This is a genomic window from Tessaracoccus sp. SD287, assembly GCF_017355265.1.
Lineage (GTDB): Bacteria > Actinomycetota > Actinomycetes > Propionibacteriales > Propionibacteriaceae > Aestuariimicrobium.
In genome coordinates this window covers 94,930-108,771 of record NZ_JADIJQ010000004.1, presented here as the reverse complement: position 1 = coordinate 108,771, position 13,842 = coordinate 94,930, and the positions used below count along the sequence as shown (strand labels likewise).

General features: G+C 69.4%; 11 protein-coding genes. 5 read left to right on the top strand and 6 right to left on the bottom strand.

The window, feature by feature from the left end; genetic code table 11:
• Positions 1–55: 55 nt before the first annotated feature.
• Together IPV09_RS02995 and aat are read right to left on the bottom strand one after the other, a co-directional pair.
• A complete protein-coding gene (locus IPV09_RS02995; protein WP_207473586.1) occupies positions 56–919 on the bottom strand; it encodes an Fpg/Nei family DNA glycosylase in 864 nt (287 codons plus the stop codon).
• On the bottom strand, positions 912–1,652 hold the full coding sequence (gene aat, locus IPV09_RS02990) for a leucyl/phenylalanyl-tRNA--protein transferase (protein ID WP_207473585.1): 741 nt from the start codon (positions 1,650–1,652) through the stop codon (positions 912–914). Before aat ends, IPV09_RS02995 begins: the two co-directional genes overlap by 8 nt.
• A 146-nt stretch (positions 1,653–1,798) precedes the next feature.
• On the opposite strand from aat, the gene IPV09_RS02985 reads away from it, so the two are divergent.
• Both IPV09_RS02985 and alr read left to right on the top strand, forming a co-directional pair.
• On the top strand, positions 1,799–2,476 hold the full coding sequence (locus IPV09_RS02985) for an EcsC family protein (RefSeq protein WP_207473584.1): 678 nt from the start codon (positions 1,799–1,801) through the stop codon (positions 2,474–2,476).
• A gap of 18 nt (positions 2,477–2,494) precedes the next feature.
• The gene (alr, locus tag IPV09_RS02980) at positions 2,495–3,619 is read left to right on the top strand and encodes an alanine racemase (RefSeq protein WP_207473583.1); all 1,125 of its coding nucleotides are present in this window, start codon (positions 2,495–2,497) and stop codon (positions 3,617–3,619) included.
• Here alr and IPV09_RS02975 read toward each other — a convergent pair.
• Genes IPV09_RS02975 through pdhA form a run of 4 tightly spaced genes read right to left on the bottom strand, consistent with a single transcriptional unit; the run spans position 3,607 to position 8,210 of the window.
• The gene (locus IPV09_RS02975) at positions 3,607–4,530 is read right to left on the bottom strand and encodes an ROK family protein (RefSeq protein ID WP_207473582.1); all 924 of its coding nucleotides are present in this window, start codon (positions 4,528–4,530) and stop codon (positions 3,607–3,609) included. The genes alr and IPV09_RS02975 overlap by 13 nt on opposite strands.
• A 4-nt stretch (positions 4,531–4,534) precedes the next feature.
• On the bottom strand, positions 4,535–6,052 hold the full coding sequence (locus IPV09_RS02970) for a dihydrolipoamide acetyltransferase family protein (protein ID WP_207473621.1): 1,518 nt from the start codon (positions 6,050–6,052) through the stop codon (positions 4,535–4,537).
• 14 nt (positions 6,053–6,066) lie between these two features.
• The gene (locus IPV09_RS02965) at positions 6,067–7,059 is read right to left on the bottom strand and encodes an alpha-ketoacid dehydrogenase subunit beta (RefSeq protein WP_207473581.1); all 993 of its coding nucleotides are present in this window, start codon (positions 7,057–7,059) and stop codon (positions 6,067–6,069) included.
• Positions 7,059–8,210, bottom strand: coding sequence for a pyruvate dehydrogenase (acetyl-transferring) E1 component subunit alpha (gene pdhA / locus IPV09_RS02960; protein ID WP_242681157.1), 1,152 nt, complete (start codon positions 8,208–8,210; stop codon positions 7,059–7,061). The genes IPV09_RS02965 and pdhA overlap by 1 nt, the downstream gene beginning before the upstream one ends.
• 214 nt (positions 8,211–8,424) lie before the next feature.
• Here pdhA and IPV09_RS02955 point away from each other — a divergent pair, with 214 nt between their 5' ends.
• The 3 genes from IPV09_RS02955 to IPV09_RS14555 all read left to right on the top strand — a co-directional run bounded on the left by IPV09_RS02955 (position 8,425) and on the right by IPV09_RS14555 (position 13,759).
• Positions 8,425–10,152, top strand: a complete 1,728-nt coding sequence (locus tag IPV09_RS02955) for an FG-GAP-like repeat-containing protein (RefSeq protein WP_207473579.1) — start codon at positions 8,425–8,427, stop codon at positions 10,150–10,152.
• A 66-nt stretch (positions 10,153–10,218) separates the two neighbouring features.
• On the top strand, positions 10,219–11,952 hold the full coding sequence (locus IPV09_RS02950) for a VCBS repeat-containing protein (RefSeq protein ID WP_207473578.1): 1,734 nt from the start codon (positions 10,219–10,221) through the stop codon (positions 11,950–11,952).
• An 88-nt stretch (positions 11,953–12,040) separates the two neighbouring features.
• On the top strand, positions 12,041–13,759 hold the full coding sequence (locus tag IPV09_RS14555; RefSeq protein WP_207473577.1) for an FG-GAP-like repeat-containing protein: 1,719 nt from the start codon (positions 12,041–12,043) through the stop codon (positions 13,757–13,759).
• Positions 13,760–13,842: the final 83 nt, after the last annotated feature.

Genomic DNA, 13,842 nt, shown 5'->3' with positions numbered 1-13,842 from the left:
CTCGGACCGGGGCCCTGTCGCGTCCCGGCACTCGCTGGCCACCGCAGGCACGAGGCTACTTCAGCAGCTTAGAGAGGCGACGGTCGGCCAGCGGTTTGCCGCCGGTCTGGCATCCCGGGCAGTACTGCAGCGAACTGTCGGCGAAGGAGACCTCCGCGATCGGCGTCTGGCACACCGGGCAGGGTTGCCCGGTCCTGCCGTGCACCCGCATGGTGGTGCGCTTGGTGTCCTTCAGCTTCTGGGCACCGACCCCCACGGTGGCCTCCATGGCCTCGGTGAGCACCGAGCGGATGGTCACCAGCAGCTGGTCGCGCTGCTCCCGGGTCAGGGAGCTGCACGGGTGGAAGGGGCTGAGCCTGGCCACGTGCAGGATTTCGTCGGAGTAGGCGTTCCCGATGCCGGCCAGCAACCGCTGGTCCTTGAGGACGCCCTTGATCTGGGCGCGCCCGGCGGTCGACAGCACCGCATCGAAGTCGTCGGCGGTGAAGGACGCGGCCATCGGGTCGGGGCCGAGCGTGGCGACCATGGCGATGTCGTGGGGATCGGTCACCACGTGCACGGCCAGGTGTTTCTGGGTGCCCGCCTCGGTCAGGTCGAAGCCCTGACCGTTCGACAGGTGGACCCGCAGCGCCATCGGCCCCTTGCCGGCCCGCAGCATGGTGTCGGGCATCTGCTCGCGCCAGTGCAGCCAGCCCGCCCGAGCCAGGTGAAAGACCAGGTGGACGCCCTGGGCGTCGATGTCCAGGAACTTTCCGTACCGGTTCACGCCGCTGATCTGCAGGCCCAGCAGCGCGTCCAGCGGCGGGCTGACCGTCTTCAGCGCGCTGAAGGCCACCAGTTGGATCCGTTCGATGGCCTGCCCCACGCAGGCCTCGGCCAGGAACCGGCGCAGCGCCTCGACCTCGGGCAGTTCAGGCATGCTGGTCCCCTCTCGGCTGTCGTGGCACCACGCTACGACGATGCTGCTCACCGCGGTGGAATCGGGGCGCGTCGGCCGACAACACTCGCTCGAGCCGGGCGAGGTAGTCGCTGCGGGACACCTCGACGGCCCCCAGGCTGGCCAGGTGCGGGGTCAGCCACTGGATGTCGAGCAGGCGCACCTGGTCGCGCAGGTCGGGCTCGATTCCGCGGCCGAGTTCCTGGACCAGCCGCACCAGGGCCACCTTGGAGGCATCGCGGCCCAGCTCGTGGTCGTGGAACATTGACTCCCCCGAGAACAGCCCGCCGACGTTGACGCCGTACAAGCCGCCCACCAGTCGGCCGGCGGCGTCCCAGGTCTCCACGGAATGGGCCACGCCGCGCTGGTGGAAGTAGCGGTAGACCTCGACGACGCCGTCGGTGATCCAGCCACCCTCGCGGCTGGGGTCGGCGCATCGTGCCATCACCTCGTCGAAGGCCACGTCGACGGTGGTGGTGTAGCGCCGGGCCGTCTTGCGCAGGCTGCGACTGACCCGCAGGCCACCCACGGGCAGGATGCCCCGGTGCATGGGTGACCACCACCCCATGTCGGTCGGGTGGTCGCCCTCGAGCAGGGGCATGGGGAAGACGCCGCTGCGGTAGGCCGCCAACGCCAGGTAGGCATCGAACTCCTCCGAGAAGGCGATCAGGTCCTGACGCGGCCACTCGCTCTCGGGTCCGAACAGGTGCAGCACCCGTCCAGTGTTCCACTGCTGGGCCTGCGTCCACGGCCGCGGCGGCCGTGTCGCTCGGGGCTCAATCCGGGTCGCACCCCATGTGGATGAGGTCACCAGCACATAGGCTGGAGTGGCCCCACCCGCGACCCGACACAGGAGGCACCATGGCCACGGCGAACGAGATCGGCAAGGCGCTCATCGCCACCGGGCAGAAGTACCGGCCCACCGCTGGTGGCGCAATGCGCCGGGTGCTCGAGCTCGCCATCGACGGGGCCGCCGGTGTGCCCTCGGCCCGGGACGCTGCCGCCTCCCATCTTGGCAAGAAGCCCGACCGCGAATCGGCCATTGATGCCCTCGTCACCCAGCACGTCGCCCTGGCCGGCGCCCAGGGCTTCGCCACCAATCTCGGCGGGCTGGTCACCATGGCGGTCACCCTGCCCGCCAACCTGGCCGGGGTCTCGGTGATCCAGTGCCGGATGGTGGCCGCGATCGCCCACCTGCGCGGCTACGACCTGGACGACAACCGGGTCCGCAGCGCGATCCTGATGTGCCTGCTGGGCGAGAACAATGCCACCGAGCTGATCCGCAGCGGTGACCTGCCCTCGACCCCCATGGCCATCGCGACCGCACCCGCCTTTGACTCCGAACTCGACTCGACCATTTCTCAGCACGTGCTCGGCCAGCTCATGCAACTGCTGGGCGGCAAGAAGTTGGGGGTGCTGCTGGCCCGTCGCATTCCCGTCATCGGGGGCGGGGTGGGGGCCGCCACCGACGGCTGGTCGACCTTCACGGTGGCCAGCTACGCCCGGGCCGAGTTCGCCGACCGGCGCCGCAGCGGCTGAGGAGGCAGAATGGACGCCATGCCCGCCGCGTCCGCCCCCGTCACCGCCACCATTGACCTGCGGGCGATCGGTGACAACCTGCGTGCCCTGCGCACCCGGGTCGACCCCGGCACCGCCCTGCTGGCCGCGGTCAAGGGCAACGCCTACGGCCACGGGGCCGTCGAGGTCAGCCGCCACCTGCAGCGCACCGGTCACGCCGAGATGCTGGGCGTCGCCACCGTCCCCGAGGCGGTCGAACTGCGTGCCGCCGGGATCAGCCTGCCGATCCTGAAGCTCTCGCACTGCCTGCCCGACGAACTCGACGCCGCCGTCGCCGCGGGCATCGAGCTGACCGTCGTCGACGAGGCCACCCTCCGTGAGGCCGCCGCGGCCGCCGGGTCGGGCAGCGTCGCCGTCCACCTGAAGCTGGACTCCGGCATGGGCCGGATCGGCGCCCCCCTCGAGGACGGGGTGCGGCTGGCGAGGTTGGCCCGGTCCCTGCCCGGTGTCCGCCTGACCGGGGTCTTCACCCACCTGGCCACCAGTGACGTGGCCGACGACCACGGATTCACCGCCCGGCAGTTGGACGAGTTCCGCCGCGTGGTGGCCGCCATCCAGGACGAGGGTGGTCGACTGCGGTGGGTGCATGCCGCAAACTCCGGCGCCCTGCTCGGGCATGACCTGAGCGGCTTCACCCTGGCCCGTCCGGGGATCGCCCTGTACGGCTACTACCCCGATGCCACCACCCCGCGCACGGTGGCGCTGCGACAGGCGATTCGGCTGCAGTCGCGGCTGTTCTTCCGCAAGTGGGTCAGCGCCGGCACCAGCATCGGCTACGGCCGCAGCTGGACGGCGCCGAGCGACACCTGGATCGGCACCGTGCCGATCGGCTACGCCGACGGGTTCAGCCGACGCAACTCGAACCGGGGTTCCATGATCATCAACGGTCGCCGGGTGCCGATCGTGGGACGGGTCTGCATGGACCAGACCATGATCGATCTGGGTCCTTCCTCCGACGACCGCGTTGGTGACGAGGTCGTCTGCCTGGGTGGGCAGGGCAACGAGTTCATTGGCACCGACGAGATGGCCGAGCTGATGGGAACCATCAGCTACGAGGTGACCTGTCTGATCTCCGGCCGCGTCGAACGGCGCTACGCCGAGTAACCGCCCCGTCCGGCCTGGCGGGCGTTCACCCAGTGCGCCACCCCGACCAGGGCGCTGCGCATGGGGTCGGGGGCGATCGCGACTGGCAGCGCCGAGCCACCGGGCCCGGCCTGCAGCAGCCGCCCGGTCAGGTACTGGCTGACCAGTTCCCGCGACTGGGCGATGGACCCCCCGATCACGAGCGCCTCGGCCCGGAAACGGTGCAGCACCGGGATCATGGCCTGGGCCAGGGCCGCGAAGGCCTCGTCGAAGACCTCAAGCGCCGCCGGTTCCACGGCGTAGGCCCGTTCGGCGATCTGCTTGACGTCGAGCCACTCGCCGGTCAGGTCGCGGTAGCTCCTGCGGATCGCTGCCCGCGAGACGATCTGCTCCAGCGGCACCCCGTCCAGGGTGATCGTGTGGACCTCGCCCAGATGAGGCACCTCGTCGCCGGTGACCACCGGCAGGCCATCGGCAATGAACGCCGAGCCGATGCCCGTGCCCAGGGTCATCGCCACCCCGCGTCCCATGCCCACCAGGGCCCCGGTCATCCACTCCCCCACGCCAAAGGCGTCGGCGTCATTGATGAAATGCACCTGTGCGGCACCGAGTCCCCGGCGCAGGGCATCACCCAGGTCGACCCCGCGCAGCGACTGGAACTTCTCGACGCCGGTGTAGTCGCCAATGCCGGCGTCGTAGTCGAAGGGTCCGGGCACCGCCGCTCCCCACGCGGCACCGTCGGGGGCCAACAGGCCGCGCCCGGCCTCGACCAGGACCGAGACCAGCTGCGGGGCACTGCCCGAACTGTCGAGGTCGATGCGGTCGACGACCTCGACCTCACCGGACTCGCTGGCCCACGCGGTGGTGACATGGGTGCCGCCGACCTCGAGGACGGGAACCGGCTCACTGCTCAGGGGGGAGGCCACACTCATGGGCTCAGTACAGCATGGCCAGTTCCGGGTCCTCCAGCAGGGAGGCCACCTCCCGCAGGAAGCGCGACCCCTGCTCGCCGTCGATCAGGCGGTGGTCGAAGCTGATCGAGACGGTGGTCACCCAGCGCGGCTCGATTCGTTCCTCGGCGCCCACACCGACGACCCACGGCTTGCGGTCGATCGATCCCATGCACAGGATGGCCGACTCGTTGCCGTTGATGATGGGGGTGCCCGACTCGACCCCGAAGACGCCGACATTGGTGATGGTGAAGGTGCCGCCGTGGTAGTCGGCGGGCTGCAGCCTGCCCTCCTTGGCCACCTGGACCATGGAGTTGATGGCCCGGCACAGGTCCAGCATGCTCATCCGCTGGGCGCCCTTGATGTTGGGCACCATCAGTCCCCGGGGGGTGGCCGCGGCGATGCCGAGGTTCAGTTCGCCGTGCTGGACGATCTCCTGGTTCTGTTCGTCCCACGAGGCGTTGATGTCGGGGTTGTTCGCCATTGCCAGGCAGACCGCCTTGGCGTACATCAGCAGCGGGCTGACCCGCAGGTTCGCGAACTCGCGGCGGCTGCGCAACCGCTCGACCATCTCCATGGTGGCGGTCACGTCGATGGTGACCCACTCGGTGACGTGGACATGGGTGTTGACCGAGTTCACCATCGCCTCGGCGGTCACCTTGCGCACCCCGCGGATCGGGGTGCGGCGCTCCCCCGTGGACTGGTAGCGCCCCTGCGGCGGGTCCGAGACGAAGCTCGACCCCTGGCCGGCGTCGGCGTAGGCGCCCGGGGAGTCGGACTCGAAGCCGGATGCCCCGAAGTTCGGCTCGGTGCCGGGCCCGGTCACCCGGGCTCGCGACGCGAGTGAGGCCATCGCGGCGGCGGCCTCGACGTCGGCCCGGGTGATGGTGTGGTTCGGTCCGGTGCCGGCGACCTCGTCCAGGTCAACACCCAGCATCTTGGCCAGCTTGCGCACCGGTGGCTTCGCGCGGGCGGTGTTTGCGGCCCCGAAGAGCACCATCTCGTGGCTGCGGACCGGCTCGCCGGGCCCCGGCAGCGGCTCACCCTGCGCCTGGGCCACGACCGGGTGCGGCTCGTGGATGTCATCGGGACGGCGCGACGGTTCGGCCTGCACGAAGGAGTCGGCCAGGGCCTGGGCGGCGGTCTGGCTGGAGGCGTCGCGGCCCCCGCGTCGCCGGCGTCCGGTTGACGGCTTGGGCCCGTAGCCGACCAGCATGGCCTCGGGCGCCTCGGGTTCTGCTGACGCAGCGTCAGCAGTGCCCACGGGACCGGCAGCAGCGTCGCTGCCGTCATCGATGACGATGACCGGGGTGCCGATGGCCACGACCTGGCCGACGGGCACCAGGATCTGGTCGACGCGTCCCGACCAGGGGATCGGCAGTTCGACGATCGACTTGCTGGTCTCGATCTCGAGCACGATGTCGTTGACGGTCACCTCGTCACCGACGCCGACATGCCAGGCGACGATCTCGGCCTCGACCAGGCCCTCGCCGGGGTCGGGCAGGTTGAATGTCTTCATCAGTACCCCATTGACTCGTCGACGGCGTCCAGGATTCGGTCCACGCCCGGCAGCCAGTCCTCCTCGACCCGACTGAACGGGTAGGGGGTGTCGTAGCCGGTCACCCGCAGCACGGGCGACTCCATCACGTAGAACAGTTCCTCGCCCAGGCGGGCGGACAGTTCCGCGCCCAGACCGAGGTTGCGGTGGGCCTCGTGGACAACGATCGCGCGGCGGGTGCGCTTGACGGAGTCGACGATGGTCACCATGTCGATCGGCGAGAGGGTGCGCAGGTCGACGACCTCGATCGAGCGACCCTCCTCCTCGGCGATCGCGGCGGCCTCCAGGCAGGTCTTCACCTGGGGGCCGTAGCTGAGCAGGGTGACATCGGTGCCGCGGCGCGCCACCCGTGCCTGGTGCAGCGGCCACGGCTCAGCCTCGTGCTCGCTGACCTCACCCTTCTCGTGGTAGCGCCGCTTGGGCTCCAGGAAGATGACGGGGTCGTCGGACGCGATCGCCTGCTGGATCATCCAGTACGCATCGCCGGGGTTCGAGGCGGTGACCACCTTGAGCCCGGGCGTGTGCGCAAAGTAGGCCTCGGGCGACTCGGAGTGGTGCTCGATGGCGCCAATGCCACCGCCATAGGGGATCCGGATGACCACCGGCATGGAGATGCGTCCCGAACTGCGGAAGTGCATCTTCGCCAACTGGGTGACGATCTGGTCGTAGGCGGGGTAGACGAAACCGTCGAACTGGATCTCGACGACCGGACGGTAGCCGCGCATGGCCAGCCCAATGGCGGTGCCGACGATGCCGGACTCCGCCAGTGGGGAGTCAATGACGCGGTCCTCGCCGAAGTCCTTCTGCAGGCCCTCGGTGATCCGGAAGACTCCGCCGAGCTTGCCGATGTCCTGGCCGGCGAGCAACACCTTGGGGTCGGCCTCCAGGGCTCGGCGCAGACCCGCATTGAGGGCCTTGCCCAGGGTCATCGTGGTCGGCTGCTGGCTGCTCATCAGGCGTCCTCACCCCGGGGACCGAAGGAGTCGACCCAGGCCAGGTACTCCTCGCGCTGGGCGCGGAGTTCGGCGGTGGGCTCGGCGTGCACGTGGTCGAAGATGACCTCCATGGGACGCACCTCCAGATCGTGGCAGGCCTTGCGGACGTCGGCACCGAAATCGTCGAGCTGCTGGTCGAGCTCGTCCAGCCAGGCGTCGTCCAGTTCGTCGATGGAGCGCAGGTAGATGGTGACCCGTTCGATCGGGTCGCGTCCCTTCCAGTGCTCGTCCTCCTCTGCCAGACGGTACTTGGTGGGGTCGTCGGAGGTGGTGTGCGCGCCGCGGCGGTAGGTGAAGGCCTCGATGAAGGCCGGGCCCTGTCCTTCACGGGCACGCTGCATGGCCCACTGGGTGACGGCATGGACGGCGAGTGCGTCGTTGCCGTCGACGCGGATGCCGGGGAACCCGAAGCCGCGGGCACGCTGGTACAACGGGATTCGGGTCTGGCGGTCGGTGGGCTCGCTGATCGCCCACTGGTTGTTCTGGCAGAAGAAGACCACGGGCGCGTTGTACGAGGCGGCAAAGACATAGGCCTCGTTCACGTCGCCCTGGCTCGACGCCCCGTCGCCGTGGAAGGCCAGGACGGCGGCGTTGCGGTCCGGCTCGGGGTTGCCGACCATCCCGTCGAGCTGCAGGCCCATGGCGTAGCCGGTCGCATGCAAGGTCTGCGAGCCAATGACCAGCGTGTACAGCTGGAAGCGGAAGGTCTGCGGGTCCCAGTCGCCCTGACCGGTGCCCCGCCACAACTTGAGCATCTCGGCCACCGGCACTCCCATGGCCAGTGCCACGGCGTGCTCCCGATAGCTGGGGAAGACGAAGTCCTGACCGGCCAGCGCGGCGGCGGCACCCACCTGGGCGGCCTCCTGCCCGAGCAGCGGGGGCCACAGGCCGAGCTCGCCGTGACGCTGCAGGGCGGTGCCCTCCGCGTCGAAACGCCGTGCCTGCATCATGCCGCGCAGCATGCCGCGCAGTTGAGCTGCGTCCCCGTCCCAGGCAAAGTCCGGGTGGTCCACGCGCACCCCCTCGGGGGTGAGCAGTTGGACCATGTCCTGCGGGTCGCGTGATCGCATCCGTGCTTCGGGGTCAGTGACCCCGACCAGTGCACTCATTCGTTGATCCTCCCGTGGAATGCCACGTTTCCTACGCTAGCGTAGGTTCGTTTTCGGCCACGTTGTGGGAATCCCACCGTGCCGCCCCGCCGAGCTTGGTGATTCCTCCCATGCCCGCGCGCCCTGCGTCCCGGCGCCCCTCGGGCGACAACACATCTGGTGTCCAGTACTGTCATGCCAACCGCACCGACGCGGCCCTGCTCAAGGACTAGACATGACTCGACGTCTGTTCCGGCTCGTGACCGGAATCGGCCTGGCCCTCGCCATGACCGCCACCCTGCACCCCACCGCTTCGGCTGACGACACCGACCCCACGGGACGACCCGGCCAGAAGCCGGCCACCCTCACCGCACGGCTCAGCGCCGCGGTGTCCACCAGCGACGCGCAGAGCACGACGCGTCCCCTGGACTCGGCCGCCTCGTCGGAGGAGACCGGTGCCGTGGCCCGACTGAACAGCTACCGCACCCGCGCCGGCCTGGGCCCCGTCCGACTGGTCGGGGTGCCGGGCGCCGTGGTGAACCACGCCAAGTACATCAACATGAACCTGTCTGAGCCCAGCCTCGACCTGTTCACCGAGGACCCGGCGCTGCCCGGCTACACCGAGGCCGGCGCGGCGATCGCCCCGCAGACCTGGCCGGCGGCCTCGAGCATCGGCAGCTACTCCCAGATCATCGACCAGTGGCTGGCCGACCCCGAGGCACAGTACTTCGACTTGCTCGACCCGGCCACCAGCACCATCGCCTTCACCCGCCATGAGCAGGTCGTGCTGGCCTGGTTCCAGAAGGGTGCCGTCGACGCGGTCACCTACCCGATCGTCTTCCCGCAGGGGCCGAACTTTCCCCTGACCACCATGCCGGACTACCTGGTCGACTACTACGCGCAGGACTGTGACGTGCCCACCGGCGGGTTCCCGATCAGCTTCCAGTTCGACCCGGCCGTCTACGACGCCGTCTGGGTCGACCGGGTCGACGTCCGGGTGGACGGTGCCCCCATCGCCGTCTGCCCGCTCAACAACGCGGGAACGCTCGGCACCCCCGGGCAGGTGGTGCTGGTCCCCACGATCGCGCTGCCGCAGGGCGCGCATGTCTCCGCGTCCTTCGAGGGCACCGCCTGGTACGACCGCAACGTCTCCGAGACGGTGGCCGTCCAGGCGAGCACCGTGTTCACGGTGCAGGCACCGGTCACCGCCACCCCCGGCGACCAGACCGGTGACAAGACCGCCGACATCCTGGCCGTCACCACCACCGGCGACCTGATGCTCTACAAGGGACGCCAACCCGGCACCATCGGCCACGGCTTCCAGATCGGACGAGGCTGGAACCAGTTCACCTGGTTCGCCCACACCCCCGACGTCAACGGCGACCACCGCGAAGACCTCATCGGACGACGCGCCGACGGACACCTCTACCTCTACTACGGCCAGGGCATGGGCTCCTACACCGCCGGCAAGAAGGTCGGCCAGAACTGGGGCGCCCTGCGCAACCTCACCGTCGTCGGCGACATGAACGCCGATGGCACCCCCGAAGTCATCGGCATCGGCCCCGAAGGAAACCTCTACCGCTACACCCTCACCGCCAACGGCTTCATCGGCGCCTCCCTCATCGGCAAGAACTGGCAAGGCATCGAACTCACCGCCTCAGTCGGCTCCTTCAACGCCACCACCGACCCCTACGCCGACCTCATCGCCGTGGGCACCAACGGACGCCTCTACGCCTACTACACCGGCAAGAACGGCACCTTCATCCAGGCCGCGGTCATCGGCCAGGGCTGGACCGGATTCACCGCCCTGTTCAGCCCCGGCGACCTCACCGGCGACAACCGTCCCGACCTCATCGGACGCAACCAGACCGGCACCCTCTACAGCTACCAGAACCGCTCCGGCTCCTGGGGCCCCGCCCGCCAGGCCGGCACCAACTGGAACGACATCCGACTCTTCGGCTGAGAGCCGCCTCAGGTTAGGGTGAACCCCGGTGCCGCAGCACAGAGCGGCCGGTCGAAGGAAGTCGCCATGCCCCAGCGCACCCCCCGCCCGCCCCAGGTGGCCCGACTGGTCACCGTCGTGGTCCTGGCGCCGGCCATGGTCCTGGCCCTGGTCCCGCCTGCTCGCGCCGACGAGGCCGACGGCGTGGCGCGACCCGGTGAGCGGCCCACCGACGTCTGGGCCCGGGTCACCGGCGAGTCGGCGAGCGCCCCGGCACCCACCGGGTCGGTCGGACCGGCCGCGTCCTCGGAGGAGAGCGGGGCGGTGGCGCGGCTCAACGCCTACCGGGCCCGGTCAGGGTTGAGGCCGCTGAGCCTGGTCGGGGCACCGGGTGCGGTGGTGAGCCACGCCCGCTACCTGGACGCCAACTTCTCGGTCACCGGACTTGACCCGTTCAGCGAGGACCCGTCGCTGCCCGGCTACACGGCTGCCGGTGCCGCGATCGCCCCGCAGACCTGGCCGGGGGCGTCGAGCACCGGCACCTACTCCCAGATCGTCGACGAGTGGCTGGCCGACCCCGAGGCGCAGTATTTCCTGCTGCTCGCTCCTGGCGCCACCACCATCTCGTTCACCCGGCAGGGGCGGGTGGTGCTGGCCTGGACCCAGTCCGGGGCCGACCCGGGCACCTACCCGATCGTCTTCCCGCAGGGACCGAACTTCAACCTGATCGGCATGCCCGCCGGCCTCGGGTCCTACTACGGGCAGAACTGCTCGGGCGCCGTGGCCGGTTTCCCGATCACCTTCCAGTTCGACCCAGCCCTCTACGACCGGATGTACGTGAACTCCTCCAACGTCCGGGTGGACGGCACCTCGGTCGCGGTGTGCCCCGTCAACAACGTCCAGCCCCTGGCCACCGCGGGCATGGTGGTGCTGATCCCCAGCATCGCCCTGCCCCGCGGCAGCCAGGTCACGTCGTCGGTCACGGCGACGGCCTACCTGCGCGACGGCAGCGGCTCGCGGGTGGTCCAGGCGAGCACGGTGTTCACGGTGCAGGCACCGGTCACCGCCACCCCCGGCGACCAGACCGGTGACAAGACCGCCGACATCCTGGCCGTCACCACCACCGGCGACCTGATGCTCTACAAGGGACGCCAACCCGGCACCATCGGCCACGGCTTCCAGATCGGACGAGGCTGGAACCAGTTCACCTGGTTCGCCCACACCCCCGACGTCAACGGCGACCACCGCGAAGACCTCATCGGACGACGCGCCGACGGACACCTCTACCTCTACTACGGCCAGGGCATGGGCTCCTACACCGCCGGCAAGAAGGTCGGCCAGAACTGGGGCGCCCTGCGCAACCTCACCGTCGTCGGCGACATGAACGCCGATGGCACCCCCGAAGTCATCGGCATCGGCCCCGAAGGAAACCTCTACCGCTACACCCTCACCGCCAACGGCTTCATCGGCGCCTCCCTCATCGGCAAGAACTGGCAAGGCATCGAACTCACCGCCTCAGTCGGCTCCTTCAACGCCACCACCGACCCCTACGCCGACCTCATCGCCGTGGGCACCAACGGACGCCTCTACGCCTACTACACCGGCAAGAACGGCACCTTCATCCAGGCCGCGGTCATCGGCCAGGGCTGGACCGGATTCACCGCCCTGTTCAGCCCCGGCGACCTCACCGGCGACAACCGTCCCGACCTCATCGGACGCAACCAGACCGGCACCCTCTACAGCTACCAGAACCGCTCCGGCTCCTGGGGCCCCGCCCGCCAGGCCGGCACCAACTGGAACGACATCCGACTCTTCGGCTGAGGGCCGCGCGGGGCGGCGTCCACATCTGTCGGCCCCGGCGCTTACACTGACACACAGTTCGTCCGTCCCAACCCACGAGGAGGCGCTCGTGCGCGCTCACAGGTTCATGACCACCGCCATTGGCATCATTGCCGCGACGGCCACGGCGCTGACCATGGTGGTTGGTGCTGCTGCCGCCGACCCGACCAGCGATCCGTCCGAGGCTGACGGCTCCGCCTCGCCGCAGCGCCGGATCCATGCGCCCCTGACCCCGATCAGCGAACCGGATCGATCGCTGTCGGCCCAGGGTCCGATCGACTCTGCGGTGGCCCAGCTCAACCTGTACCGCGCCAAGGTCGGCGCCCGGTCGGTGGTCTACGACGCCAACCTGGTGAGCGCCGTGAAGGCGCACGCGAACTACCTCGAACTGAACAAGAACGACCCGACCCTGAACCCTGCCAAGGAGGAGCCGGGCAAGCCCGGCTACACCGCCGCGGGCGCCGGGATCGCCCCCTTCACCCTGGTGGCCACCGGCGTGACGGCCAACATGACGGCCATCGACCTGTGGATGATGGACCCCTGGGAGCGCAGCGCCCGACTGTTGCACCCGTTGACCAATGGCATCGCCTTCGCCCAGACCAGCACCTTCCTGGTCGCCGGCGTGAACTTCAACAACGCGGCACAGCAGGCCTGGCCGCAGGTCTTCCCGGCAGCCAACAACCACGCCGAGATGACCTTCAACTCCACCGCCGCCAGCTACTACGCCAGCCAGTGCACCCAGAAGCCGGCGGTGTGGGGCTTCCCGATCACCGCGCAGTGGGACCACCAGACCCTCGGCGCGCTGAGTGGTGTCCAGGCCTCGCTGTACCGCGACGGGGTGCCGGTGCCCTTCTGCCTGCTGAGCAACCGCACCCACCTCGACATGGACGCCCAGGTGGTGCTGATGCCCACCGCCCCGCTCGTGCCGGGATCCTACTACTCGGGCACCGTCACCGGGACGGCCGCCAAGAAGGCGGGCGGCACCCAGGCCGTCAGCGCCACCATCAGCTTCACCACCTACGCCCAGAACCGGGTGTGGGGTGACCAGACCGGGGACCACATTGGCGACCTGCTGGGCATCGACAAGAACGGCGACCTGCGCATCTACAAGGGCCGCAAGCCCGGCACCTTTGGCGCCGGCTGGACCGTTGGCCCCGGCTGGGGTTCGTTCACCTGGTTCAGCCACACCCCCGACATCAACGGTGACGGCCGCGACGAACTGATCGGGCGTCGCAACGACGGCAACCTGTACCTGTACTTCGGCCAGGGCATGGGTTCCTACACCGCCGGCAAGAAGGTCGGCTCGTCGTGGAATGGTCTGGACAACATCACCGTGGTCGGCGACACCAATGGCGACAAGCTGCCCGAGGTCGTCGGCATCGGCAATGCCGGGGCCAACGCCGGCAAGCTGTTCCGCTACACCCTGACCACCAACGGCTTCGTCGGTGCCACCCAGATCGGCAAGAACTGGGGCGGCATCAAGTACACCACCAGCCTGGGCTCGTTCAACTCCGACGGGTTCGCCGACATCATCGCGGTGGGCGACAACGGCAACCTGTACGTCTACTACATGGCCGACGGCAAGATCATCCAGGCGGCGCAGATCGGTCGGGGCTGGTCGAGCTTCACCGCCCTGTTCAGCCCCGGTGACCTGACCGGGGACGGCGCCCCCGACCTGGTCGGGCGCAACTCCGCCGGAACCCTGTACAGCTACGCCAACCAGCGCGGCTCGTTCGGCGGCGCCCGTCAGGCGGGCACCGGTTGGAACAACTTCCGACTGTTCGGCTGAGACTGGGCCACTCGGTCATGGTGTCGAGGGTCTGTTCGCTGTAAAGTCAGCGCGTTGGGCAGCTGCCACCGCGTGGGGCAACC

Bases quoted from the DNA above. Each gene is read 5' to 3' on its own strand.
- IPV09_RS02975 (WP_207473582.1), bottom strand. From the start codon at position 4,530: ATGAGTGTGGCCTCCCCCCTGAGCAGTGAGCCGGTTCCCGTCCTCGAG.
- alr (WP_207473583.1), top strand. From the start codon at position 2,495: ATGCCCGCCGCGTCCGCCCCCGTCACCGCCACCATTGACCTGCGGGCG.
- IPV09_RS02995 (WP_207473586.1), bottom strand. From the start codon at position 919: ATGCCTGAACTGCCCGAGGTCGAGGCGCTGCGCCGGTTCCTGGCCGAG.
- IPV09_RS02950 (WP_207473578.1), top strand. From the start codon at position 10,219: ATGCCCCAGCGCACCCCCCGCCCGCCCCAGGTGGCCCGACTGGTCACC.
- IPV09_RS02985 (WP_207473584.1), top strand. From the start codon at position 1,799: ATGGCCACGGCGAACGAGATCGGCAAGGCGCTCATCGCCACCGGGCAG.
- IPV09_RS02955 (WP_207473579.1), top strand. From the start codon at position 8,425: ATGACTCGACGTCTGTTCCGGCTCGTGACCGGAATCGGCCTGGCCCTC.
- IPV09_RS02965 (WP_207473581.1), bottom strand. From the start codon at position 7,059: ATGAGCAGCCAGCAGCCGACCACGATGACCCTGGGCAAGGCCCTCAAT.
- pdhA (WP_242681157.1), bottom strand. From the start codon at position 8,210: ATGAGTGCACTGGTCGGGGTCACTGACCCCGAAGCACGGATGCGATCA.